This window comes from Roseobacter sp. OBYS 0001 (assembly GCF_019654895.1).
Lineage (GTDB): Bacteria > Pseudomonadota > Alphaproteobacteria > Rhodobacterales > Rhodobacteraceae > Roseobacter > Roseobacter litoralis.
Genome location: NZ_BPES01000001.1, coordinates 359,467 through 385,012 on the forward strand (window position 1 = coordinate 359,467; position 25,546 = coordinate 385,012).

A 25,546-nucleotide genomic window follows, 5' to 3' on the forward strand; every position below is an offset into this window, starting at 1 on the left:
TATAGGATAAGGTGTGAAAGGAGGCTGTTTATGGCTGAACTCAAACCGAAATTAGCTTCTGTTGATCCTGTGTGGAATCAGATCACTGCGGAAGCGCGTCAAGCGGCACAGGATGAACCACTCATTGGTGGTTTCTTGCATGCCTGCGTTTTGCATCACAAGAGTATCGAAAAAGCGCTGTCCTATCGCATTGCTGCGAAGCTGGCATCCAACGAAATGTCGATGGTCGTTGTACGAGAAATGGTCGAGGACGCATATGCTGCGGATCCGACACTGATTGAGGCGGCGCGCGCTGACTTGGTTGCGATTTTCGAGCGCGACCCGGCCTGTCACCGTCTTTTGCAGCCGATCCTGTATTTCAAAGGCTATCAGGCGATGCAATCCTATCGCGTCGGCCACCATCTTTGGAAAATGGGCCATCGCGATCTGGCGTATTTCGTGCAGATGCGTGTTTCCGAAATCTTTGGTGTCGATGTCCATCCCGCCGCGCGGATTGGAAAAGGCATCATGATTGACCATGCGCATTCTATCGTTATCGGCGAAACTGCTGTGGTTGGTGACAATGTGTCGATGCTGCATTCCGTGACCCTCGGAGGAACGGGAAAAGAAGAAGAAGACCGTCACCCAAAGATCGGTGATGGGGTTCTTATCGGGGCAGGTGCAAAGGTGCTTGGGAATATCAAGGTCGGAAATTGCAGTCGAATTGCAGCCGGGTCCGTTGTTCTGGAAGAAGTGCCCGAGTGCAAGACGGTCGCCGGAATTCCCGCGCGTATCGTCGGTGAGGCGGGGTGCGACCAACCTTCTGTTTCAATGAACCATATGCTGGGGCCTGACGCGGTCTGAGCCGCAGAGCACGCGGTGCCTTTTCGGAGGACAGCAATACCAGTATCGGCAGGCTGTTCACTTGAAGTAGGCAATCAGCAAAAAACGCAAATGGCCCGCAATTTTGATAATTGCGGGCCAAGTCATGTGAGACGACGCGGAACGTGCTAGACGTACGTTCCGATCGTTTTTGTGCCCGGAAATCAGGCTAACATTGTCATCGGATTCTCAAGGTTCTCCTTGATTGCCGTGATGAGTTGCGCGCCCAAAGCACCGTCAATCACCCTGTGATCCACTGACAATGTGACGGACATTACGGTTGCAACGCCAAGTTCACCATCTTTCCCAACGATAGGTTTTTTCACGCCAGCACCGACCGCGAGGATCGCGCCATGGGGTGGGTTGATCACAGCATCGAAATTGTCGATGCCGAACATGCCAAGGTTGGAAATTGCAAAGCTGCCGCCCTGATATTCATGAGGTGCGAGCTTGCGGTCCCGCGCGCGCGCCGCGAGGTCTTTCATCTCTGCGGACAGTGCTGAGAGCGATTTCATCTCGGCGTCCTTGAGAACCGGCGTGAACAAGCCGCCCTCGATAGCAACGGCAACTGCCACGTCGGAAGGTGTGAGTTTCAGCATCCGGTCCCCGGCCCACACCGCGTTCGCGTCTGGCACGGTTTGCAGGGCCAAGGCGCAGGCCTTGATGATAAAATCATTGACCGACAGTTTCACGCCACGGCTTTCCAACTGTTTGTTCAACTGCCCCCGGAACGCCAACAGCGCATCAAGTTCAATGTCGCGCCGCAGATAGAAATGCGGAATCGATTGTTTGGCTTCGGTCAGACGCGCGGCAATTGTCTTGCGCATCCCGTTCAGGCTGATCTCCTCATAGGCGCGTCCTTCATACATCGCCATCACCGCTTCGGCGGCGGGACCCGATGCTACGACGGGCGCTGCCGCCGCTGGGGCGGGCGCGGCCTTAGCAGGCGCCGCAGCACTCGCGCTGAGACCTTCGACATCTGCCTTGACGATCCGTCCATGTGGGCCGGACCCATTGACCGTGGCCAGATCAACGCCATTGTTTGCTGCGATCCTACGCGCCAAGGGAGACGCGAAAATCCGCGACCCATCTGACGATTGCGGTGCAGCTGGCGCAGGCGTTGCAGCCGGTGCCGGATCGGCCGCAGGTGCAGGCGCTTCAGCAGCGGCGGGTGTTGCAGCCGGTGCTGAAGAGATATCGTCTGCGCTTTCACCGTCTTCCAGAAGTACCGCAATCGGCGTGTTCACTTTCACCCCTTCGCTGCCTTCTTCGATCAGGATTTTGCCAATCGTTCCTTCGTCAACGGCTTCGAATTCCATTGTTGCCTTGTCGGTTTCGATCTCGGCCATGATATCGCCAGAGGCAACCACATCGCCCTCTTTCACCAGCCATTTGGCCAATGTGCCTTCTTCCATGGTCGGGCTCAGGGCGGGCATGAGTATTTCGGTAGGCATCTGCGCGCTCCTTATTTGTAGGTGACTTGTTTCACGGCAGCGATCACTTCATCGGTGGTCACCAGCGCGTGTTTTTCAAGATTTGCTGCATAAGGCATGGGCACGTCCTTGCCTGTACAGTTGATAACCGGGGCATCCAGATAATCAAACGCCTCTTGCATGATAACAGAGCTGATATAGCTGCCCACAGACCCTTGCGGCCAACCTTCCTCTACGGTGACGCAGCGGTTGGTCTTCATCACGGATTTTATGATGCTGGCGGTGTCCATCGGGCGCAGGGTGCGCAGATCGACAACTTCGGCTGAAATGCCTTGTTCGGCAAGCTTTTCAGCGGCTTCCAAAGCATATTGCATACCGATCCCGAAGCTCACGATGGTCACATCGGACCCTTCGCGCCAGATGCGGGCCTTACCAAACGGTACGGTATAATCTTCGATGTCGGGAACATCAAAAGTGCGCCCGTATGCGATTTCATTCTCCAAGAAAATAACCGGGTTTGGATCGCGGATCGCAGTTTTCATCAGACCTTTGTAATCGGAGGCGGAGTAGGGCATCGCAACCTTCAGTCCTGGCACCTGCATGTACCATGCGGCATAATCCTGACTGTGTTGCGCCCCGACGCGGGCCGCCGCACCATTCGGTCCGCGGAACACCATAGGCGCGCCCATCTGGCCGCCCGACATGTACAGTGTTTTGGCCGCAGAGTTGATGATATGGTCAATCGCCTGCATGGCGAAGTTGAATGTCATGAATTCCACAATCGGACGCAAACCACCAAAGGCGGCACCAGTCGCAATTCCGGCAAACCCATGTTCCGTAATCGGCGTGTCAATTACGCGTTTGGCACCAAACTCATCCAGCATCCCTTGGGAGATCTTGTACGCCCCCTGATACTCGGCGACTTCTTCGCCGATAAGGAACACGGTGTCGTCGCGGCGCATTTCCTCGGACATGCCATCGCGCAAAGCTTCGCGCACGGTCTGCTCCTTAAGGGGTGTGCCTTCGGGCCAGTCGGGCGTTGAATCCGTTTCGGGTGCTGCAGGCGTGGCGGCGGTTAGCGTCGTGGCGGGTGGCTTGCCTTCCTCGCTCTTGAGGGCCGCAGGCATCGGGGCTTCTGCCGCGCCGGCACCAGCTTCGGGCACGTCCTCGCCTTCCTCGACAAGAATGGCGATGGCGGTGTTCACTTTCACGCCTTCGGTACCTTCTTCGATCAGGATCTTGCCGATGATACCCTCGTCAACGGCTTCGAATTCCATCGTCGCCTTGTCGGTTTCAATCTCGGCCATGATGTCACCGGAGGAGACCGTGTCACCTTCTTTGACCATCCATTTGGCCAATGTGCCTTCTTCCATGGTGGGCGATAGGGCGGGCATGAGTATTTCAGTAGCCATTTATCAAGCCTCCTGCGGAACTTCTGTGGCGTAAATATCGGTCCAAAGCTCTTCCAAGTCGGGCTCCGGGGATGTTTTGGCAAATTCAGCGCTCTCGTTCACGATGGCCTTGATTTCCTTGTCGATGGCTTTCAGGTCTTCTTCGGTCGCGTGCTTGCCTGTGAGCAACATGGAGCGGACTTGCTCAATCGGGTCGCGTTCGTCGCGCATTTTCTGCACTTCTTCGCGGGTCCGGTATTTCGCCGGATCAGACATGGAGTGGCCGCGATAGCGGTATGTCTTGATTTCCAGAATGTAAGGACCCTTGCCGGAGCGGCAATGCGCAACTGCTGTATCTCCTGCGGCTTTCACCGCGATGACGTCCATGCCGTCAACGGCTTCGCCGGGGATTCCAAAGGCACGCCCGCGCTCGTAGATCTCATCCGAAGAGGTGGAGCGTTGTTGCGATGTGCCCATAGCGTATTGATTGTTTTCAATCACAAAGACGCAGGGCAGGTCCCACAAAGCGGCCATGTTGAACGCCTCATAGACTTGCCCCTGATTGGCCGCACCATCGCCAAAATAGGTGAAGGTCACGCGCTTGTTGTCGAGGTATTTATCCGCAAAAGCCAGCCCGGCGCCCAATGGCACCTGTGCCGCTACGATCCCGTGTCCCCCATAGAAATGTTTCTCTTTTGAGAACATATGCATGGAGCCGCCTTTGCCCTTGGAATAGCCGCCCTCGCGTCCGGTCAGTTCGGCCATGACGCCGTTGGGGTCCATTCCGCAGGCCAGCATATGTCCGTGATCCCGGTAGGAGGTGATGCGTTTGTCGCCTTCTTCGGCAGCCGCCTCAAGGCCGACAACAACCGCTTCCTGACCTATGTACAGATGGCAAAAACCGCCGATCAGACCCATACCATAAAGCTGGCCAGCTTTTTCCTCGAACCGCCGGATCAAGAGCATGTCTTTGTAATAGGCCGTCAGTTCTTCGGCTGATACGTTGGATTTTTTTGCCGCTTTTCGCGCTGCCATCGGTCACACTTCCTTTCCGAAACCCCCCGTGGGGTAGATAGTTTAGCATTAAACTATCTAATATCGGATTCGGTGACGTATTGCGAGACTGAATGCAACCTCGGGCCATTTTGCCGCAAAGAAGCAGCGCCGGTGCTAGCGAATGACGATCTCATCCGCGCGGATCATACCAAGCACACGCCGTACCTGCTCGTCCAGCAGGTCAAGATCGAGATAATCATCTGACAGACGCAGCGTCAGGTTTTCCATTTCGTCCACATCCGCCTTCACGGCGTGCAATTGCTGACGCAACATACTTGCCTCTGCGGTGATTTCTGCCCGTTTGAAAACGCCGAAATCACCCTGCACTGCGGCAAAGGTGAAATACGTGCCCAGCCCCAGCGCAAGCGCAAAGAATATGAATGTACCAAATGCGGGACGTGTGCTGCGGTTCATGTGTACTGCCTCTGGGTCGCCTCTTTTCGGGCGTGCAGGTATTATGACACAAGCCCACTCACCTGTGAATCCCATTTCCCAAAAAACCCGGAAATCTGTTGCTTTTTGGCTATTTACGTCGATTGACTCTCTAGTGCCGCGACCCCGGGAAGGGTTTTGCCTTCCATCCACTCCAGAAATGCCCCACCGGCGGTGGAGATATATGTGAAATCCGCTGCGGCACCCGCTTGATTAAGGGCAGCAACCGTATCACCGCCGCCTGCAACAGAAATCAATGCGCCCTCTTTCGTCAAGCGCCCCGCCTCAAGCGCTGCTGCATTCGTCGCCTGATTGAAGGGGGCAATTTCAAAAGCGCCCAGTGGGCCATTCCAGATCAGTGTCTTGAGCGTCCCGAACGCCGCCACAACCGCCGCCACGGCTTTGGGGCCAGCATCAAGGACCATCTGATCATCGTCCAGCACTGTATCCTTGCTCAGCGGGATCACGTCAAATGCCGCACCTGCTTTGAATTCCCGCGCCACGAGGCCATCAACCGGCAGCAGCACTTTGCATCCCGCGCTCTCAGCAGATCGCATGATGGCCAGAGCGGTTTCAATGTAATCGGGTTCCATCAGCGACGCGCCGAGTTTTGCGCCTTGCGCGGCCAGAAACGTATTTGCCATACCGCCCCCGATCACAAGCACATCAAGGCGGTTTACCAGATTTTCAAGCAGCGCAATCTTGGTCGAGACCTTGGCCCCCCCCACAACCGCACCCACCGGGCGCTGGGGCGTCGACAGAGCAGCCTCAAGCGCAGAAAGCTCCGCCTGCATCAAACGGCCGGCGCAGGAGGGCATCAAATGCGCGATGCCCGTTGTTGACGCATGGGCGCGATGTGCGGCTGAAAAGGCGTCGTTGCAAAAGACATCGCCCAGAGTGGCCAGACACTGCGCCATGTGAGGGTCATTGGCCTCTTCGCCCGCTGCAAACCGGGTGTTTTCGATTAAAACAACACTGCCCGCTTCCAGACTGGATAGTGTTGTCACGTCGGGCTTTTCGACAAATGTAACCTTTTGCCCCAGCGCGGCTTCAAGGGCGGGCAGGGTGACCCGCAGCGACATCTCCGGCACGACTTTACCCTTGGGGCGGCCAAAATGCGCCAGCATGATCGGCATGCCTCCCTTGTCCAGAATGTCTTTCAGCGTTGGAATGATACGGTCGATCCGCGTCGTATCCGTGACCTGACCGTTTTCGACCGGCACATTGATGTCGACACGCACCAAGACCCGTTTGCCCGCCAAGTCCATATCATCCAGTGTCTTCCAGCTCATACCGATCTCTCCATCTACCTCGCCTGTATGTGTGTTTTGCGCTTATCGTCGCTGAGGTCAACCGAGCGGCTTGGCATTCCTGATCACAGCGCGTAGGTAATTCGCAAAGTTTTCAACAGGAGTGCCCAGATGGCCGAAATTACCGACCCCGAAAACACGATTTTGATGGAACTCAAAGGCGGGACCGTAACGATCCAGCTGTTGGCCGATGTCGCGCCGAAACACGCTGAGCGGATGAAGGAACTGGCACGCGCCGGGCACTACGACAATGTCGCATTTCACCGCGTCATCGACGGCTTCATGGCGCAGACCGGAGATGTGCAGCACGGCGACATGGAAGACGGCTTCAATCTGCGCATGGCCGGAACGGGCGGTTCCGACCTGTCGGATTTGCCAGCAGAATTTTCCAAACTGCCACACGCACGCGGATCTCTTGGCGCTGCGCGTTCGTCCAACCCGGACAGCGCCAACAGTCAGTTCTTTATCAACTTCAAGGACAATGATTTCCTGAACGGACAATATACGGTCTACGGTCAGGTGATCGAAGGTATGGAACATGTGGATGCCATTGCCCGAGGTGAGCCGCCTGCGGAACCGGATCGCATGATCTCGGTAAAGGTCGCTGCTGATGTATAAGGCTGTTGTACTGCTGGCATCATTGGCCGCGGGCCCCGCTTTGGCAACTGGGATTGCGATTGAGGTCGCGGGTGAGGCCAACGGCACAATTACGATTGATCTGCTTGAGGATGTGGCCCCCGGCCATGTGGAGCGGATCACCGCGCTCGCGGCCAGCGGTGCCTATGATGGCGTGGTTTTTCACCGCGTCATCGATGGTTTCATGGCGCAAACCGGCGACGTTGAATTTGGTAAAATGGGCGGCGATATGCGCCGCGCTGGCATGGGCGGGTCCGACCAGCCCGATTTGCCTCAGGAATTCTCGGGTGTGCCCTTTGACCGGGGTGTCGTGGGCATGGCGCGTTCGCAAAACCCGGACAGTGCCAACAGCCAGTTTTTCATCATGTTCAGCGAAGGCTATTTTCTGAATGGCCAATACACTGTGGTGGGGCGTGTAACCGAAGGGCTTGAGGTGCTGGATGCGATCAAGCGCGGGCAGGGCGGCAACGGTGCTGTTACGGGCCAGCCTGACGTGATGCAGTCGGTTACCGTGACGGAATAGCTCCGGATCGTTGCAGTGCAATCAAACACCATTGGTAAAATGGTGTCGGTGTTATGGGCTGAATAAAAGTGATCGACCGCGCAGTGTGCGATGCATATTGCGCGGTCGAAAAAAATTGCATGCTGCGGAAACGCGCAGGTCTCGGCCCTGCATCGGACAATATGGTATCGACATTACGTTCACACCTGAAATGAAATACAGGCTTGCAGTATGTCCTTGATTGATTGGCAACGCAAAACGGCGCGTGAGAATTCAAAAATATAGCCGTTATCAGGTTTCGATTTGCTTTCGGCGCCGCAAAGCCGCGGCTCCGGCGATGCCGGACAAGAGCAGAATTGCGCCTGCAGGCAGCGGTACAGCAGATATCTTTACCGCTTCCAGATCCCAAAGCGCTTTTTCATCATTGTTCGTTGTGAAATTGCCAAAGATCGGGTCGAGGTCAAACTGAACAAAGCCCGTCAGATTGCCGAGCCTGAGCTCACCGCCTGTTCCCAATATGATGTACAGGCCGTCTACGCCAAAGCGCCCGTCAAATTCGATGGGGCTCTCGTCGGCAAAGGCCTGCCACCGAAAGACGACGTCGTAAGTGTCTGTCCCAAAGTCCATCGCCCATTTGTCGGTGTAGAGCGATCCCGAGTGCTTTGCCCTATGCGCCACAAATCCAAATATATGGGTGCTATCCACGACGTTCAGGACAGGGTTCCCAACCGTCTCGTCAAAGTCTCGTATGTTCTTTACGCCTGACGCGGGCGCATTGCTGCCCGCTTTGCCACTTTCGTCATAGACGCCAGAGACATTGTCTATCGTAAGTATCGTCGACGCGAAAACGGATGTCGACGCACAGGCCGATATGGCAAGCACCGCCGCGAAACTGAACTCTTTAAGCACTTAAATATCCTTCGTTATTCACCGAAACACCATCGAGCCTGGCTTTGACATACAGCTCAAATTGAAACAGTTGATTAAAATTCGGCAGGTATTTTTGTACTTTAAGGTACACAACGCGCGTCTGTGGGGGAGGTCCGTGATGCGCCTGAATGATTGCTTTGTCATCCGCATGGCACAGAATCACAAAAGGCGCCCCATGTTATGGCGGCGCCTTCGGTGCTGGTTCTAAAACCGACGTTTAGGAAGCAGGGTTTGGTTTGCTTGCCGGGGCGGTTTTTGCGCCGGGGTTCAACGGATCGTCCTGGCGCTGGACAGAACCCTCAAAATGCGCACCGCTTTCGATCGCGATGGTTTTGTGGATAATGTCGCCCTCTACCCGTGCAGTCGACGTCAGGCGCACCTTCAGGCCGCGTACACGGCCAACGATACGGCCATTGATGACCACATCATCCGCAACCACTTCACCCTTGATTGTGGCGCTTTCGCCGATGGTCAGAAGATGGGCGCGAATGTCGCCTTCAACCGTGCCTTCCACCTGAATATCGCCGGTTGTCTTCATGTTTCCAGTCACGTGCAAATCCGCGGACAGCACAGACGCGGGTGGCTTGGCCTTTGGGGCCGCCGCCTTGAAGTCGGTTTGTTTCGGCGTCGCAGGAGCCGATGTCGCCGCAGCAGGCGCATCTGACTGAGTTGGTTTGCTTGCCGGTTCGTTCATTTTGCTTTTAGAAAACATCTTGTGCAGCCTTGATAAAGATCATTGGGTTTACAGCCTTACCGCCGACACGCACCTCATAGTGCAGATGTACGCCGGTTACCCGTCCGGATGCTCCCATATCACCAATATGATCGCCACGCGAGACCCTTTGCCCTACTTTGACGCGAATTTTTGACAAATGCGCATAGCGGGTCTCAATCCCGAACTCATGTTGTATTTTAATAAGACGTCCATAGCCCGATGACCAGCCCGCCTCAGTTACGACGCCATCGGCTGTCGCATGCAGATCGGTGCCCAGAGAGGCGGCGAAATCGACACCTTTGTGCATCCGCCGTCCCCCGGTTTTCGGATCGCGCCGAAACCCATAATCGCTGGTAAACCGGAAGGCCTGTTTGACCGGCAAAGCAAAGGGCGCTTTTTCGGCGGCAATCCGGTAAAGGTTCAACGTGTCCATATGCCCGAGCAGACGGTTCGCCCGCTCCATATCTGCGCTGGGTTCTTCGCCTCGGCTTGAAAAGGAGAGGGGGGTCAGGGGGCCACCCTGGCCGGAATAGCCGCGACGGATCTGATCCAGAATGCGTTCCGTCGGCAGACCCGCCTCGCGAAACATCTTGTCCAGTGGCGCAACGGAGATCGTCATGGCCTCTTCGAGCTGGCGGAAGATCTGGTCGTTGTCTTCTTTCATCAGCGCGATCTCAAGCGCCAGACGGTCGGCCTGTTCCAGCGCAACCTGCGCGTCTTCGACAACCTCGTCTCGCTCCTCAGCAGTCCGGGCCAGCGCGTCGGCAAGGATATCAACAGGGGCTGAGTCCCCGATTTGCGCCATCATCGTACGCTTGTCACCGTCCTGCGTGCCAAGGTCCCTCAGTGCCGCAAGGTCCGTGCGCGCGACTTCGCGTTCCTTCATTGTCCGCCGCAGATTGCTCTGAATGACTTCAATGCCCGTTTCCAGTTCGTGTCGCCGTGTCTCAGAGAGCAACAACTCGGACTGCATGGTCGATATCTGTTCAAGCGCGGCATTGAAGCGATGTTGCGCAGCCAGCGCTTCTGCGGCGCGGCGGTCTCGCTGTTCGGCCAGATCATTCAGGCGCGTCTGATAGGTTGTTTGATCGCGTTTCGCCTGCTCGCGGAAATTTCCCGCCCCGATGCTGTTCATGAACAGCATCGATGTCACCACGATGGACCAGCCGACCACAATCGCAACGCCACCTACCGCAACCAGCTGTGTCCCCGGGCGCAGTCTCACAAAGCGCGTATCGGTGTCTGATTTCAGAAACACACGGCGCTCCGGAAAAAGCCGTTCCAGAAAACCGTGAATGCTGATCCCCAGACGTGTCCGCACTAAAAGCCTCGTGTGTTGCCTCTGTCTCTGCGGTCGTGCGCAGAGTTTCGCCTCGTGATTAGACAGTGGGATTCAAAGGGGCAACCCTCTTTGCAATATCACGCACCACTTAAAGTTGAATTGTGGTAATTGGGCAAAAAACCGCCTGTTTACGGCGGTTTCACGCGCTAAACCTTCGCTGTAAGCGGCCAGTAAAAGTCCGGAGGTATCCCGGCTTCGGCGCGTTTCTCTTCGTTGAAGGGCGGTTTCAGGGGGCCGTGAAAATACTGACGCACCAATTCGTGAAAGCGCTCTTTCGGGTCTTCATCGTTGCGGCCACATAGAAAGTGAAACCACTTTGAGCCATAGGCGACATGGGCCACTTCCTCGCTGTAGATCAATTCCAGCGCTTCGACTGCGTTCTTTGCCTTGGCGCGGCGGAAAACCTCGATCATCCCGGGGGTGACATCAAGGCCGCGCGCTTCAAGTACCATCGGCACCACCGCAAGGCGGCCCATGAAATCATCAACCGTATCTTCTGCCGCACGCCACATTCCAGCATGTGCAGGCAAAGCGCCGTAATGGCTGCCGAAGTCTTCAAGGCAGTCGCACATCAGGTTGAAGTGTTTGGATTCCTCGTCAGCCGCCTTTACCCAATCGTCATAAAACCCCATCGGCATTTTCACATGCGCAAACCGCGCAATGATGTCCCAATGCAGATCAACCGCATTGAGCTCAATGTGGGCAACAGCATGTAACAGCGCGATACGGCCTTCGGGTGACCCCGGTTTGCGGTGGGGCACATCGCGCGGGCTCAGCAACTCCGGGCTTTGTGGTCGCGCCGGATGCATGGGCGGGTCGGCCCTGCCAATTTCAGGCGTCTCGCCCGCGTCACGCGCGGTCTGCCATTCCTTTGCGAGCTTGCGCGACAGGGCTGTCTTTTCGCGGCCATCAGCGGTGCGTAAGACCGCCTCTGCCATCTGGGCCAGTGGGATCACAGGGCGCGCACTTCCTCAAGAACAGCCTCAACATGGCCGGGCACTTTGACCTTGTTCCAGATTTTCGCAATCGTGCCATCCGCTGCGATCAGAAAGGTCGTGCGCTCAATCCCCATGTATTTCTTGCCATACATGTTCTTTTCTTTCCAGACGCCATAATCTTCGCAGGTGGTGCCATGCTCGTCGGACAGAAGAGGGATTTCTAGTTCACGCTTCTTGGCGAATTTTTCATGGCTGCTCATACTGTCCTTAGAAATACCAAAGACGCTGGCACCCGCTGCGGCAAAAGCCGCGCGGCTTTCGGAAAAGCCGATGCTTTCCTTTGTGCATCCGGGGGTGTCGTCGCGGGGATAGAAAAACAGAACGACAGGCTGTCCGGCCAATGCGCTGAGCGTCACATCGGCTCCGCCTGTGCCTGGAAGGGTGAAGTCGGGCGCTTTTTGGGATATTTCGGGCATAACACTCTCGTGGCTTTTCAGGATTGAACTGGGATGACATAGTAGCGCTGTGCCGCGCTGTGCCAAGGGGTCATCCCGCCGTGTCGCGCCCAATCCAGCTAATCGCCGACAAGGCCTGATTTCGTTTTGCAAGACAACGACAAAAAAACAGCAAAGACCCGGCGGGCGCTGCGCCGCAGGCGGACCCTGATGTGGACAGGCGTTATTTTTGCGCTTCTTCTTGTTGGTGCCTCTTTCAGTGCGGTTTGGCTGCAGGGGCGCGAACTGCTGGCGCCCCCTTGGCTGCGCGACAGGATTCAGGCGCAACTGGGTCAGGCGATCCCGGACGTCGAGGTTGCCTTTGGGGATGTTGTCGTCGTGGTCGACGAGGATTGGCGCCCCCGGTTTTCAGTCCGGGATGTCCACCTTGCCAATGCTCAGGGAGACGAAATCGTCGGCTTTTCCGATGTGAGCGGCGGGCTGAGCATTCCGGCGCTTCTGGATTGGCGGTTCAGTCTTGGGAACCTGCAAGTAAACGGTGTCTTTGTCACGCTGAGGCGGTCGCCGGAAGGTGCATTGTCGCTGTCCACAAGCGCAGATACGCGGGTTGTCAGTCAGCAAGCGCCGACACTCGTGCAGCTTGTTACCGAGTTAGACGAGTTGTTGCTTCGTCCGGTCTTGAGGGATTTGTCGCTGTTTGAAATGCGCGCAATTACCCTGCGCTATGAGGATGCGCGTGCTGACCGTGCGTGGACGGTAGATGGGGGCATGATGCAGTTGCGCCGAAACGCGGACGCACTTGAAATCAACGTGGACCTTGCGGTTCTGGGGGGCGGTGCGGATGTGGCCACATTGTCGGCAGATTACGCAGGCACGATCGGCGCGGCCGCGGCCAGTTTTGGATTGTCGCTCGAAAACATAGATGCCGGTGATGTGGCCTCTCAGGGGGCGGCGGTTTCATGGCTCGGCGTTCTGGATGCGCCGATCTCGGCGACCCTGCGTGGCACCACGCGCGAGGATGGCGGTCTGGATCCGCTGAATGTTGCGCTGCAAATTGGCGCAGGCGTCATCCAGCCCACACCAGAGGCACAGCCAATCCCGATTGATGGGGCCAGCAGCTATTTCACTTATCTGCCGCAGGAACAAACGCTGCGTTTTGATGCCTTTGCCATCGACAGCAAATGGGGTCAGGGTAGTCTTGAGGGGCAAGCCGTGCTTGAATCCGTTGAAAACGGACGGATCGGCTCTCTTGTGGGGCAGTTCCGCCTGTCTGAACTACGGGTCAATCCAGCAGGGCTTTATGACGCGCCCGTGCAGATTGAGGCAACTGAGTTGGATTTTCGCCTGAAGCTCGCGCCGTTTTCGCTGACGCTGGGTCGGTTGGACGTCCGTGATCAGGGCAATAACCTGTCGGCGCGTGGGGAATTGACCGCCGGGCAACAGGGCTGGAATGTCTCAGTTGACGCCAATTTGGACGCTTTGTCATCGGAGCGGCTGTTGGCGCTTTGGCCGGAAGCGCTCGTGCCTAAAACACGCAACTGGATATCCGAGAATATCAAGGCGGGGCACATAAGTGACGCGGCAGCGTCGCTCAGGATTACCCAAGGCGGGGCACCTGAAACATACCTTGGTTTTGATTTTCACGATGCGGATTTCACCTTCATCAAGGAGATGCCGCCGATCAGCGGCGGTAGAGGGCATGCGTCCCTTTTTAAGAACCGCTTTGCCATTGCCATTGATGAGGGGGCGGTAACTGCCCCGCAGGGAGGCCGGGTTGAGGTCGCAGGATCCTCATTCATCGTCCCCGACGTCAAGGCCAAGCCCGACCCGCCCGGTGTCGTGCGCCTGAGCGGACAATCCAGCGTAACGGCGGCCTTGTCGCTGCTGGACCAGCCGCCTTTGCAGGTGATGCAAAAGGCGGATGTGCCCGTGGATGTGGCCGACGGGCAGTTGGATTTCACCGGCACGCTGTCCTTGCCGCTTAAGAAGGGCACAAAAGTTGACGATGTGACGTTTGACGTAACCGGCAACGTGATGCAGGCCCACAGCGACACCTTGCTGAAAGACCGCACCTTGGCTGCCGCCACACTTGCCCTGACAGCCTCTGAGACAGAGATAGAGGTCGCAGGCAGCGGCACAATTGACGATGTGCCGCTGGACATCGTCTGGACCCAAGCCATCGGCGCGCCGGATCAACCAACGCCGGGCCGGGTGACAGGGCGCGTCCAGATTGACCGCGCAGCGCTGGAAGCGTTCGGAATTGCTCTGCCCGAAGACATGGTGCGGGGCAGGGGGGCAGCGGACATCGCGCTGGATTTGCTCAAAGGGACGCCACCGAAGTTTTCGCTGACATCTGATCTTGTGGGCCTCGACATGGCGCTGACGCCCTTGGGGTGGTCGAAACGGGCCTCCGTTCCGGGAACCTTGGCGGTTGATATGACACTTGGGGAAAATGCCAAGGTGGACCGGATCTTGCTGGACGCTCCGGGGCTATATGCCGTGGGCGACATTACCCTGACACCGCAGCAGCAGTTGGAGCGGATGCGCTTGATCGAGGTGCGCTTGGGCAACTGGCTCAACGCGCCGGTTGATATCGTGGGACGGGGCGCAGATTTGCCGCCGGGCATTGTGCTGCGTGGGGGCACGGTCGATCTGCGCCGCGCCGACTTGCCTTCCGGAGCACAGCCTGACGGAAACAGTGGGCCACTCACGGTGGCGCTGGACCGATTGACCGTCAGCGATACAATTGCCATCACCGATATGCGCGGTGCGTTTCAGACATCGGGAGGGCTGGCGGGCAATTTTGACGGGCAGATAAACGGTGCGGCGCGCGTGGTGGGGAAGGTCTCGCCACAAAATGGCAGGCCGTCTCTGCAACTGAGCGCTGAAAACGCCGGTCGTGCTCTTGCGGCGTCGGGGCTGGTCAAGCAGGTCCGCGGTGGTGCGTTACAGCTTTCGTTGGTGCCGGTGGGCACTGGTGGTGCGTTTGATGGCAAGCTCAATGTCCAGAACATCACCGTCAGGGATGCGCCGACAATGGCTGCATTGCTCAATTCGATCAGCATCGTGGGGCTGATCAATCAACTGAACGGGGACGGCATTTATTTTTCGGATGTCAGTGCAGATTTCAGGCTTGCGCCCTCGCGCATCACGTTGCGACAGGCCAGTGCCACCGGCGCCTCGATCGGGTTGTCGATGGACGGCGTCTTTTACCCCGCGTCGGGCCAAATTGATATGGAGGGGGTGATCTCTCCTGTCTATATGCTCAACGCCATTGGCAGTGTCTTGTCCAGACCGGGCGAAGGGCTGTTCGGGTTCAACTATTCGATCACGGGCACTGCGCAGTCACCGGATGTTTTCGTCAATCCCCTGACCGCTCTGGCACCGGGCATTTTACGCAACCTGTTTCGCGGATCGCGCGCCAAGGCACCCCTTGAGGCGGGCGAACCCGTACCGGTGCCCGAACCGCGCCGCATCCCGGTTGTGACGCGGGGCGAAGACCGCTAAACGGGCGCTCATGAAGCTCAGTGACTTTGATTTCGATCTGCCCGAAGACCTGATCGCGACCCGCCCCGCGGTGCCGCGCACCTCTGCGCGTCTTCTTGTGGCGAAAGGTCAGCAGATCAGCGATTCAATCGTCTCCGACTTGCCCAACTGGCTGTCGCCGGGCGACCGGCTGGTGTTGAATGACACGCGCGTGATCCCGGCACGACTGACCGGCGCGCGGCACCGGGATACCGCACAGGGACCGATGCAGGCCCGCATTGAGGTCACTTTGCTCGAACCGGATGCGCAGGGCGATTGGTCGGCTTTGATCAAGCCGCTGAAAAAGGTGAAAATCGGTGAGGAGATCATCTTTTCGGATGTGCTGCGCGCAACATTGCAATCGGTCACAGACGGGCAGGGATTTTTGAGGTTTAATCTTGAAGGTAATGATTTCGACGCTGCGCTGAATGCAGCCGGTGCAATGCCGCTGCCACCCTACATCGCCACCCGGCGACCGGCAGATGAGCGGGACAAATCCGACTACCAGACTGTGTTCGCACAAAACAACGGGGCCGTGGCTGCGCCCACTGCGTCGCTGCATTTTGACGAGGCCTTGCTGTCAGAACTGGCAGCGCGTGGCGTTTTGTTCAGCTATGTGACCTTGCATGTTGGGGCGGGCACATTTCTGCCGGTCAAGGTCGAGGACGTGACAACCCATAAGATGCACGCAGAATGGGGACAGGTGAGCGCTGCGGCCGCGGCAGAGATCAATGCGACGAAACAGGCGGGCAAACGCGTAATCCCGGTGGGCACAACGGCGCTGCGCCTGATTGAAACCGCAGGGCGCGAGGGTCAGATCACAGCATGGGAAGGCGATACCGATATTTTCATCTACCCCGGCTTTCGCTTTAACGTCGCGGATGCCTTGATGACGAACTTTCATTTGCCCAAATCCACATTGATGATGCTGGTGTCCGCGCTGATGGGATATGACGAGGTGCGCACGATCTATAATCACGCAATTGCCGAAAAATACCGGTTTTTCTCCTATGGCGACGCATCACTTTTGATTCCGAAAACGGACTGACGTCACATTACGACCCATTTGCGTCGTAGCTGAGCGGGAATCGCTCGGCGCGATACTGCACCACGGCACTACGAGAATTTCCGCCGCGCACGTTGGAGTAGGCATGTTTCAGGTATTAACCAGCGCGTGGGCGCTTTTGTTGGGCATGTGCCTGTTGATGGTCGGCAATGGCATGCAAGGCACGCTTCTGGGTATCAGGGGCGAGATCGAAGGGTTCTCGACCCTTGAGATGTCCATCGTCATGTCCGCTTACTTCGTTGGTTTTCTGGGGGGCTCACGCATGGCGCCGGGGATGATCCGGCGTGTTGGTCACGTGCGGGTCTTTGCGGCATTGGCCTCGCTCATATCCGCAGTGATGATCCTTTATCCCACCTTTGCCGAAGTGTGGCTCTGGACGCTGGGTCGGGTGTTGATCGGATTTTGCTTTTCGGCTGTCTATGTCACCGCTGAAAGCTGGCTGAACAACGCAGCCACCAACGAAAACAGGGGTCAGACGCTGTCCCTTTATATGATCGTGCAGACCGCAGGCATCGTGATCAGTCAGGCGCTGTTGTTGACGGCGGACCCGTCGGGCTACGTGCTTTTTGTGATCCCGTCGGTATTGGTGTCCATCGCCGTGACGCCCATTTTGCTATCGATCAGCCCGACGCCCGCCTTTGACATGACCAAACCGATGAGCCTGAAGGAGTTGGCAGGTTTCTCGCCCTTGGGCTGTGTCGGCATGTTCCTGCTGGGCGGTATCTTCTCGGCTCAATTCGGTATGGCTTCGGTCTATGGCGCAAAGGCCGGGTTGTCCGTCGCCCAGATATCCATGTTCGTGGCGATGTTTTTCGTCGGGTCCGTATTGTTACAATATCCCATCGGGTGGATTTCGGACCGGATGGACCGGCGGTTTCTGATCCTGATCGTTGCGGCGATAGGGGCAGGTGGGTCTGCGCTGGGCATGGTGCTGGGGCATGATTTCGCGTTTTTGCTGGTGTCCGCCTTTATCGTGGGTGGCATGTCCAACCCGCTTTATTCGCTGCTGATTGCCCATACGAATGACTTTCTGCAACACGAAGACATGGCCGCCGCCTCGGGCGGGTTGATTTTCATCAACGGGCTTGGCGCGATTGCAGGGCCGCTGATCACAGGGTCACTGATGGATATTGTAGGGCCACCGGGCTTTTATCTCTTTACTGGGATATTGTTCGTGGCGCTGGTGGCTTATGCGGGCTACCGCTCGACACGGGGGCGTACCATCGCCGTGGAGGACACAGGTGCCTATGTGGCTGTCACCCCGAGCTATACGTCGGTGGCGCTTGAATATGCACAAGAATACGCCATTGAGACCGAAAAAGAGGACGATTTGGTCGCAAACGACAAATGATTGTGTCGTGGTGACGTAAAATGTGAATAGGTTAATCTTGTAAAACGTGACTAACATCGACAAGTGGCACTTTATGAGTAGAGAGAGACGGTATGACTGGCCCTGAAGAGATACTGAAGTTTTGGCTGGACGATGTGGGTCCGCAGAATTGGTTCGAAGCATCTGATCAGCTTGATGCAGAGATATCTGAGCGGTTTTCATCGACCTTGACCGGGGCAAGCGAGGGGCGATATTCGCTCTGGCTGACCTATCCATCCGGGGCGCTGGCGTACATCCTTCTGACAGATCAGTTCTCGCGCAACATGTACCGCGGATCGGGCAAATCATTTGCGACCGACCGCATCGCACTTGCTGCGGCGAAATCGGCCATCGGCAAAGGCTGGGACCTCAAGATTGACGAACCGGCGCGACAGTTCTTTTACCTGCCCCTGATGCACTCTGAAAACCTGTGTGATCAGGATCGCTGCGTGCGTCTGATCTGCGAGCGGATGCCAAAGCACGGGGCGGATAACCTGCTTCATGCGCGCGCCCATCGTGCCGTGATCCGTCAGTTTGGTCGCTTCCCGGCGCGCAATACGGCTTTGAAACGCGTTTCAACCCAAGCTGAAGCGGATTACGTCAACAACGGCGGATACGGCGCAACGGTCCGGGACCTGCAAGCGGCAAAGGCTGCGTAACCAGCATATCAGTTTTGCGTGCCAGACAGTGCGCATATGTCGCGCGCTGCATCATGTTGCTGTGAAAGTCTATATAGTTTAACGGTAAACTATATTTGATTATCTAGGCGTGAGGGCACAGCATGGCATCGAAATCCTTTGATCTTATCGTGATTGGGGCAGGCCCGGGCGGCTATGTCGCGGCGATACGCGGGGCCCAATTGGGCATGTCGGTGGCCATTATCGAGCGCGAGCACCTTGGCGGCATTTGCCTGAATTGGGGATGCATTCCGACCAAAGCCATGCTGCGGTCGTCCGAGGTGTTTCATTTGATGCAGCGCGCCAAGGAATTCGGCCTAAAGGCTGACAATGTTGACTATGACCTCGACGCGGTGGTCAAGCGCTCCCGCAAGGTTGCGGGTCAATTGTCTGGTGGCATCGGTCACCTCATGAAAAAGAACAAAGTCACTGTCTTCATGGGCGAGGCCAAACTGGCGGGTAAGGGTAAAGTCAGCGTCAAGACCGACAAGGGGACCGAAGACCTCACCGCCAAGAACATCGTGCTCGCAACCGGCGCGCGCGCCCGCACACTGCCGGGTCTTGAGGCGGATGGCGATCTGGTCTGGACCTACAAACACGCGCTTGAGCCAAAGCACATGCCCAAAAAGCTGCTGGTGATCGGATCGGGTGCCATCGGTATCGAATTTGCCAGCTTTTACAACACTCTGGGGGCGGATACGACGGTCGTCGAAGTCATGGACCGCGTCTTGCCTGTCGAAGACGCAGAGATTTCCGCCTTTGCCAAGAAAGCCTTTGAAAAGCAGGGCATGAAAATCATGCAGAAAGCCATGGTAAAGCAATTGGACCGGGCCAAGGGCAAAGTCACCGCGCATATTGAAGTGGGTGGCAAAGTGGAAAAGCATGAGTTCGACACTGTCATCTCAGCGGTCGGGATCGTCGGCAACGTCGAAGGGCTCGGCCTTGAGGAATTAGGCGTCAAACTGGACCGAAGCCATGTTGTGACGGATGAATTCTGTCGTACCGGGGTTGAGGGGCTGTACGCCATCGGCGATGTGGCCGGCGCGCCCTGGCTTGCGCACAAGGCGAGCCATGAAGGGGTCATGGTCGCTGATCTTATCGCAGGCAAGCACGCCCATCCGGTCAAACCCGAAACCATCGCAGGCTGCACCTATTGCCATCCGCAGGTCGCATCGGTGGGATATACAGAGGCAAAAGCCAAGGAACTGGGGTACGACATCAAGGTCGGACGCTTCCCATTTATCGGCAACGGCAAAGCCATCGCACTTGGCGAGCCGGAAGGCATGATCAAGACCATCTTTGACGCCAAAACAGGTGAGCTGCTTGGCGCGCATATGGTTGGTGCCGAAGTCACCGAGCTGATCCAGGGCTATGTGGTCGGGCGTCAGTTGGAAACGACGGAAGAAGACTTGATGAACACGGTCTTCCCGCATCCGACGCTGTCGGAAATGATGCATGAAAGCGTGCTGGACGCCTATGACCGCGTGATACATATGTAGGATCGCATAGGCACAAAAAAAGCGGGGATCAAACCCCGCTTTTTTATTTTTTGTGTCTCTGTCGAAACGTCTAAGTCTGGATTAACCTTTGCGGCGTGCGCGCAACGCACCCAAACCGCCAACACCAGCCAGAAGCAAAAGTGCAGATGCAGGCAGGGGCACGGGTGCGACCGAAACCGCGTCGATGTCAAATCCATCGGTTGATTGCGAGTTTGCGAATGTGCTCTGCGTCACGTCGCGAAAGCCGAGAAAGGCATAGGTACCTGTGAACGACACGGTGCTCTTGGTGCCGCGCGTGCCGTCATTCGTACCAGTCTGGTTGGTTGCGAACCCCAGCGAGGTAAAGACCGAACCGTCGTTGGATCCAAGGATTTCGACGGCTTCCTTGTGGCTGGACGACGCGCGACCATTGGTGATCTCGATCACCATTGTTGGCCCTGTGTAGACCGGGTTGAATTCAATCACCAGCGCCCCGCCCAGGCCCAGTGAATAGAAATCATTATCGCCGCTGATGGGCGTGCCGTCGTCCGAAACCTCAATGTTGCCGAGGTTCGAGCGGGACGCGTCACCGCAGATCGCTGTGCCACCGGACAAATCGCCGGCCGTTATGGCTGAATTGCTAATGCCATTCAGTATGCTTGTGCCGCCACAAGAGGATTGAACGCCGACTACGGCTGCGAATGCAGACCCGGCGGTCAAAACGGTTGCGGTTGCGGCGCTCAGCGCCAGAAGTTTCAGTTTCATACTATATCCCCGTACTAGTGACAGACAGAAAAACAAAAGCGCCCAACTGTCAGAACGCGTCGACGGTTAAAACAATATTTACTATTTGGAAAGCAATTTCACGGCCTTAACCATGTTTTCCGGACGTTTTCCCGTGACGGTTGCGACCTTAATGTTTACGTTCTGTTCAGAGGTGTAAATATCGCGCTTACTTTTACCTCGCGGAATGCGCACATTGTTATGGGTTAAGTCAAAAGCGAACATGGCACTTGGGGCGCAACCTATCCACAGGGTAATAGTGCCTGTTCCTTATCTGTTCTCTTTTTTTGATTGGCGAAGCGGCATCAAACGCCTATGTCCTTTGTAAGGAAATGGGGGCTCATGATGGCTGAATTGAAAAACATCGAAGTGCGCGGTGCGCGTGAGCACAATCTGAAAAACATTGACGTGGACATTCCCCGCGACCAACTGGTTGTGATCACTGGCCTTTCGGGATCGGGCAAGTCGTCGCTGGCGTTCGATACCATCTATGCAGAAGGGCAGCGCCGCTATGTCGAATCGCTGTCGGCCTACGCGCGACAATTCCTCGATATGATGCAGAAACCGGATGTGGATCATATTTCCGGCCTCAGCCCTGCGATTTCCATCGAACAGAAAACCACGTCAAAGAATCCGCGCTCGACAGTGGGCACCGTCACCGAGATCTATGACTACATGCGCCTGCTTTTCGCGCGCGTCGGCACCCCCTACAGCCCCGCAACGGGCAAGCCGATTGAAGCACAGCAGGTTCAGGACATGGTGGACCGCGTGATGACCATGGAGGAGGGGACACGCGCCTATCTACTGGCCCCGATCATCCGCGACCGCAAAGGCGAATATCGCAAAGAGTTTCTGGAACTGCGCAAGCAGGGCTTTCAGCGGGTCAAGGTGGATGGCGCATTTTACGAGCTGGACGAGCCGCCAACGCTGGATAAAAAGTTCCGCCATGACATTGACGTGGTGGTGGACCGGATTGTCGTGCGCGAGGGTTTGGAAACACGGCTCGCCGACAGCCTGCGCACGGCGCTTGACCTCGCGGATGGTATCGCGATCCTTGAAACGGCCCCCGCTGAGGGAGATCCGGAACGCACGACGTTTTCGGAAAAATTTGCCTGCCCCGTAAGCGGTTTCACCATTCCGGAAATCGAACCGCGGCTGTTCTCATTCAATGCGCCTTTCGGAGCCTGTCCAGAGTGCGATGGCCTTGGTGTTGAGCTCTTTTTTGACGAGCGGCTTGTGGTGCCGGATCAGAACCTCAAGATCGCAGATGGAGCTCTTGCGCCCTGGCGCAAAGGCAAGTCGCCCTATTTTTTGCAGACCATCGAAGCGATTGCGAAACACTACCAATTCAAACAATCGACCAAATGGAAGGACCTGCCGAAAAAGGTGCAGCAGGTCTTTCTCTATGGGTCGGGCGAGGAAGAGATCCAGTTCCGCTATGATGAAGGCGGGCGGGTCTATCAGGTCACGCGGGTGTTCGAAGGCGTCATTCCGAATATGGAGCGCCGATACCGCGAGACAGACAGTAACTGGATCCGCGAAGAGTTCGAACGCTATCAAAACAACAGATCCTGTGGGACCTGTAACGGATATCGGCTGCGTCCTGAGGCGCTTGCGGTAAAGATCGCCGGTTTGCACGCAGGTGAAGTCGTGCAGATGTCGATCCGGGATGCCTTTGAATGGTGCGAAACCGTGCCGGAACATCTGACCGCACAAAGAAACGAGATCGCGCGCGCCATTTTGAAAGAGATCCGTGAACGTCTGGGCTTTTTGAACAATGTGGGCCTCGAATATCTGACACTGAGCCGCAATGCTGGCACGCTGTCGGGCGGTGAAAGCCAGCGCATTCGCTTGGCCAGCCAGATCGGTTCGGGATTGACCGGCGTGCTTTATGTTCTGGATGAGCCGTCCATTGGCCTGCATCAGCGCGACAATGATCGCTTGTTGCTGACGCTCAAGAACCTGCGGGATCAGGGCAATACGGTCATTGTTGTTGAACACGACGAAGAGGCAATCCGCGAGGCGGATTACGTGTTTGACATCGGCCCCGGTGCCGGGGTGCACGGGGGGCAGGTTGTCAGCCATGGCACACCAGAAGTGGTCGCGGCGGATGAAAATTCGATCACCGGTCAATATCTGATGGGCACGCGGGAAATTGCGGTTCCGGCGACGCGGCGTAAGGGCAACAAGAAAAAGCTTCAGGTGGTCAAGGCGACGGGCAACAACCTGAAAAATGTCACCGTCGATTACCCGCTGGGCAAATTTGTCTGCGTGACCGGTGTGTCCGGGGGTGGAAAATCGACCCTGACCATCGAAACCCTGTTCAAAACAGCCTCCATGCAGTTGAACGGGGCGCGCCAGACGCCAGCGCCCTGCGAGACCATCAAGGGGTTGGAACATCTCGACAAGGTCATCGATATTGACCAACGGCCAATTGGCCGCACGCCGCGCTCAAACCCGGCGACTTATACGGGCGCGTTCACGCCGATCCGTGATTGGTTCGCGGGATTGCCCGAGGCGAAGACCCGTGGCTACAAGCCGGGGCGGTTCAGTTTCAACGTCAAGGGCGGTCGTTGCGAAGCCTGTCAGGGCGATGGCGTCATCAAGATCGAGATGCATTTTCTGCCCGACGTCTACGTGGAATGTGAAACCTGCAAAGGCAAACGTTACAACCGTGAAACGCTTGAGGTGACCTTCAAAGGCAAGAGCATCGCGGATGTCCTCGATATGACGGTGGAGGACGCGCAGGAGTTCTTTAAGGCGGTGCCGACAATTCGCGAGAAAATGGATGCGTTGATGCGCGTGGGTCTGGGCTACATCAAGGTGGGCCAGCAGGCGACGACCCTGTCCGGCGGTGAAGCGCAGCGCGTGAAACTCTCCAAGGAACTCAGCAAGCGTTCCACCGGGCGCACGCTCTACATCCTGGATGAACCTACAACAGGGCTGCACTTTGAAGATGTGCGCAAACTGCTGGATGTGTTGCATGAATTGGTCGATCAGGGCAATTCGGTGATCGTGATTGAACACAATCTGGACGTGGTGAAAACTGCGGACCATATCATTGACATCGGACCCGAAGGCGGCGACGGCGGTGGTGAAGTCGTGGCAACCGGCACGCCTGAACAAGTGGCCGAAGCGCCCGGCAGTTACACTGGCAAATATCTGAAACCGATGCTGGAGCACCGCCGAAAAGTGGCCGCAGAGTAGATGTGACCCCCCCTGTCTTACGACGGACTTTGCGCGTTTTCGGTCGGGATTGCCCCGGTCAAGCACCAACGGCGCATCATGGGGGCGAGAGCAGTAAGTCCAGTAATTCAGAAAACGCCTCCGCATTCAGGCTGTCAAACCGTATGCACAGCTGTTCAATCCGGTGCGCTTGGTCGCGGCCCTTCACAGGGTCGGTGAACAGGTGGAATTTGTCTGAAATCTCCGTATCGCTCAGCGGGTCGTCGGCATCGCCGCGCGGGGTGCGCGGCGCGGAAGCATAAACCGTGCCATCTGTCGTCGTAAGCGTCACTTGCGCCCAGCGTTTGCCCGCACTGATCTTTGTCAGATGTGCATCGTCAATCAATGTGGTGGCGTGGCTGATCCTCAGAATATCGGGGTCATTTAGCGTGTCGTTTGTCAGCTCCGCCGCGCCCAATTGCCCCCGCACAATCATTGCAGCGACTGGAAAGGCGATCGAATAAGCGAATTCATCCGGGGTCTTTGGCCTGTGCCCTGCAAGCTGCGTGGCATAGTGGAACGTTTTTATATCTACCTTGGCGATATTACCGTGGGTCAGGTTGTTCGTGCGCATCAGATCGCGGGCGGCATCAATTGACGGATGTGCCCAGCGACAACAGGGATAGGGTTTGTAGTGTGTGTCTTCGACCAGTCGCCAGCGCGTGCCCAGATCGTTCCAATACGCTGGCGCATCTTCGCAGGTCAGGGCAGGGGCACCGGTAAAACCCGCTTGCGCAAGATAGGCGGCGGTCACACCTGTGGGCGCGCCCCAACCCACGCCGTCGCGCAGCATGGTCGGGTGCTCAATGCACCGCATCATCTGACTGCGCGGCCCATGATATTCGGCGATTCCAGCGGCCTGTCTGATGGCATGTGCCGACGAATCCAGCCCGCACGCCAAAGCGGTTGCAACGCCGACGGCAGTCCATGCCCCTGAGGTATGGTAGTCCGCACAGCTTGCGTGCTGGGCGAGCCCCGCGCGGTAACTGACCTCATAGGCGATGGCCAGAAGGAGTGCGAAATCAGACCCGCGCATGTCTTGGCGTGTATCGGCGAAAGCCAAAAGGGCGGGGAAGACGGCCGACCCGGCATGCCCTTTGCAGGGCGAGGTGCCGTCATGGGCGTCCACGCTGTCGATGGTGAACGCTCCGGCCATTGTCGCCCCTGCGGGGCTGAGGGGGGTCCCATCCATGAGAACGCGCGCGGCCCCGGCAGACCCGGCCCCAAAAAGTGCTGTGGCACCCTGACGGGCAATCGCTGCCATTTCGGTTGTCGATCCGATAGCCGCGACGCCCATCGTGTCCAGAAAAGACCGTCGCAAAACGGTCAGTACCTGTTCGGGCAACTGGTCGTATTCCAGATCATGGGCGAAATCGTGAAAGGCGAGCGGCATGATGTCTCCGGCGCTTGTTCGTTTCAGTC

21 protein-coding genes are annotated in these 25,546 nt (G+C 57.0%); 9 read left to right on the forward strand and 12 right to left on the reverse strand.

The genetic code is table 11. The annotated features are described in order from the left end of the window. Positions 1–30: 30 nt before the first annotated feature. Positions 31–843: a serine O-acetyltransferase gene (cysE, locus tag K5Q35_RS01715; RefSeq protein WP_013961351.1), complete on the forward strand. Its 813-nt coding sequence runs from the start codon at positions 31–33 to the stop codon at positions 841–843. Positions 844–1,025: 182 nt separating this feature from the next. Here cysE and K5Q35_RS01720 read toward each other — a convergent pair whose 3' ends face one another. The 5 genes from K5Q35_RS01720 to pgk form a co-directional block, all read right to left on the reverse strand. After that, positions 1,026–2,315: a pyruvate dehydrogenase complex dihydrolipoamide acetyltransferase gene (locus tag K5Q35_RS01720; protein ID WP_013961352.1), complete on the reverse strand. Its 1,290-nt coding sequence runs from the start codon at positions 2,313–2,315 to the stop codon at positions 1,026–1,028. A gap of 11 nt (positions 2,316–2,326) precedes the next feature. After that, positions 2,327–3,706, reverse strand: a complete 1,380-nt coding sequence (locus tag K5Q35_RS01725; protein WP_220798194.1) for a pyruvate dehydrogenase complex E1 component subunit beta — start codon at positions 3,704–3,706, stop codon at positions 2,327–2,329. 3 nt (positions 3,707–3,709) lie between these two features. Then, positions 3,710–4,720 carry a pyruvate dehydrogenase (acetyl-transferring) E1 component subunit alpha gene (gene pdhA / locus K5Q35_RS01730; protein ID WP_013961354.1) on the reverse strand — a complete coding sequence of 337 codons (1,011 nt, stop codon included), beginning with the start codon at positions 4,718–4,720 and terminating at the stop codon, positions 3,710–3,712. 135 nt (positions 4,721–4,855) lie between these two features. After that, positions 4,856–5,155 (reverse strand): septum formation initiator family protein, encoded by a 300-nt coding sequence (locus K5Q35_RS01735; protein WP_013961355.1) that lies wholly within the window; start codon positions 5,153–5,155, stop codon positions 4,856–4,858. A 113-nt stretch (positions 5,156–5,268) separates the two neighbouring features. Beyond that, positions 5,269–6,465, reverse strand: a complete 1,197-nt coding sequence (pgk, locus tag K5Q35_RS01740) for a phosphoglycerate kinase (RefSeq protein WP_220798195.1) — start codon at positions 6,463–6,465, stop codon at positions 5,269–5,271. Between the two features lie 129 nt (positions 6,466–6,594). Here pgk and K5Q35_RS01745 point away from each other — a divergent pair, with 129 nt between their 5' ends. Together K5Q35_RS01745 and K5Q35_RS01750 are read left to right on the forward strand one after the other, a co-directional pair. Further along, positions 6,595–7,101, forward strand: a complete 507-nt coding sequence (locus K5Q35_RS01745) for a peptidylprolyl isomerase (RefSeq protein WP_220798196.1) — start codon at positions 6,595–6,597, stop codon at positions 7,099–7,101. Next, positions 7,094–7,642, forward strand: coding sequence for a peptidylprolyl isomerase (locus K5Q35_RS01750; RefSeq protein ID WP_220798197.1), 549 nt, complete (start codon positions 7,094–7,096; stop codon positions 7,640–7,642). Before K5Q35_RS01745 ends, K5Q35_RS01750 begins: the two co-directional genes overlap by 8 nt. A gap of 270 nt (positions 7,643–7,912) precedes the next feature. On the opposite strand, the gene K5Q35_RS01755 is transcribed toward K5Q35_RS01750, so the two are convergent. The 5 genes from K5Q35_RS01755 to K5Q35_RS01775 all read right to left on the reverse strand — a co-directional run bounded on the left by K5Q35_RS01755 (position 7,913) and on the right by K5Q35_RS01775 (position 12,022). Then, positions 7,913–8,530 (reverse strand): VPLPA-CTERM sorting domain-containing protein, encoded by a 618-nt coding sequence (locus K5Q35_RS01755; protein ID WP_220798198.1) that lies wholly within the window; start codon positions 8,528–8,530, stop codon positions 7,913–7,915. A gap of 238 nt (positions 8,531–8,768) precedes the next feature. Further along, positions 8,769–9,263, reverse strand: a complete 495-nt coding sequence (locus tag K5Q35_RS01760) for a polymer-forming cytoskeletal protein (protein WP_013961361.1) — start codon at positions 9,261–9,263, stop codon at positions 8,769–8,771. Continuing rightward, positions 9,253–10,587: a M23 family metallopeptidase gene (locus K5Q35_RS01765; protein ID WP_220798199.1), complete on the reverse strand. Its 1,335-nt coding sequence runs from the start codon at positions 10,585–10,587 to the stop codon at positions 9,253–9,255. Before K5Q35_RS01765 ends, K5Q35_RS01760 begins: the two co-directional genes overlap by 11 nt. Before the next feature lie 167 nt (positions 10,588–10,754). Further along, positions 10,755–11,564 (reverse strand): ferritin-like domain-containing protein, encoded by an 810-nt coding sequence (locus tag K5Q35_RS01770; protein WP_013961363.1) that lies wholly within the window; start codon positions 11,562–11,564, stop codon positions 10,755–10,757. Beyond that, positions 11,561–12,022 carry a peroxiredoxin gene (locus K5Q35_RS01775; RefSeq protein WP_220798200.1) on the reverse strand — a complete coding sequence of 154 codons (462 nt, stop codon included), beginning with the start codon at positions 12,020–12,022 and terminating at the stop codon, positions 11,561–11,563. Before K5Q35_RS01775 ends, K5Q35_RS01770 begins: the two co-directional genes overlap by 4 nt. Positions 12,023–12,211: 189 nt before the next feature. Between K5Q35_RS01775 and K5Q35_RS01780 the strand changes: the two genes are divergently transcribed. The 5 genes from K5Q35_RS01780 to lpdA all read left to right on the forward strand — a co-directional run bounded on the left by K5Q35_RS01780 (position 12,212) and on the right by lpdA (position 20,137). Beyond that, positions 12,212–15,508: a DUF3971 domain-containing protein gene (locus tag K5Q35_RS01780; protein ID WP_259650431.1), complete on the forward strand. Its 3,297-nt coding sequence runs from the start codon at positions 12,212–12,214 to the stop codon at positions 15,506–15,508. 10 nt (positions 15,509–15,518) lie between these two features. Beyond that, positions 15,519–16,574 (forward strand): tRNA preQ1(34) S-adenosylmethionine ribosyltransferase-isomerase QueA, encoded by a 1,056-nt coding sequence (gene queA, locus K5Q35_RS01785; RefSeq protein ID WP_220798201.1) that lies wholly within the window; start codon positions 15,519–15,521, stop codon positions 16,572–16,574. 103 nt (positions 16,575–16,677) lie between these two features. Then, on the forward strand, positions 16,678–17,943 hold the full coding sequence (locus tag K5Q35_RS01790; protein WP_013961367.1) for an MFS transporter: 1,266 nt from the start codon (positions 16,678–16,680) through the stop codon (positions 17,941–17,943). A 92-nt stretch (positions 17,944–18,035) separates the two neighbouring features. Continuing rightward, positions 18,036–18,620: a DUF924 family protein gene (locus tag K5Q35_RS01795; RefSeq protein ID WP_013961368.1), complete on the forward strand. Its 585-nt coding sequence runs from the start codon at positions 18,036–18,038 to the stop codon at positions 18,618–18,620. A gap of 122 nt (positions 18,621–18,742) precedes the next feature. Continuing rightward, positions 18,743–20,137: a dihydrolipoyl dehydrogenase gene (gene lpdA / locus K5Q35_RS01800; RefSeq protein WP_220798202.1), complete on the forward strand. Its 1,395-nt coding sequence runs from the start codon at positions 18,743–18,745 to the stop codon at positions 20,135–20,137. A gap of 81 nt (positions 20,138–20,218) precedes the next feature. Here lpdA and K5Q35_RS01805 read toward each other — a convergent pair whose 3' ends face one another. Further along, entirely contained in the window at positions 20,219–20,881 is a 663-nt protein-coding gene (locus K5Q35_RS01805; RefSeq protein ID WP_220798203.1) for a VPLPA-CTERM sorting domain-containing protein, read from the reverse strand. Positions 20,882–21,244: 363 nt separating this feature from the next. Between K5Q35_RS01805 and uvrA the strand changes: the two genes are divergently transcribed. Then, positions 21,245–24,106: an excinuclease ABC subunit UvrA gene (uvrA, locus tag K5Q35_RS01810; protein ID WP_220798204.1), complete on the forward strand. Its 2,862-nt coding sequence runs from the start codon at positions 21,245–21,247 to the stop codon at positions 24,104–24,106. A gap of 76 nt (positions 24,107–24,182) precedes the next feature. Here the strand turns inward: uvrA and K5Q35_RS01815 are convergent, their stop codons facing one another. After that, a complete protein-coding gene (locus K5Q35_RS01815) occupies positions 24,183–25,517 on the reverse strand; it encodes an MmgE/PrpD family protein (protein ID WP_220798205.1) in 1,335 nt (444 codons plus the stop codon). Positions 25,518–25,546 lie beyond the last annotated feature (29 nt).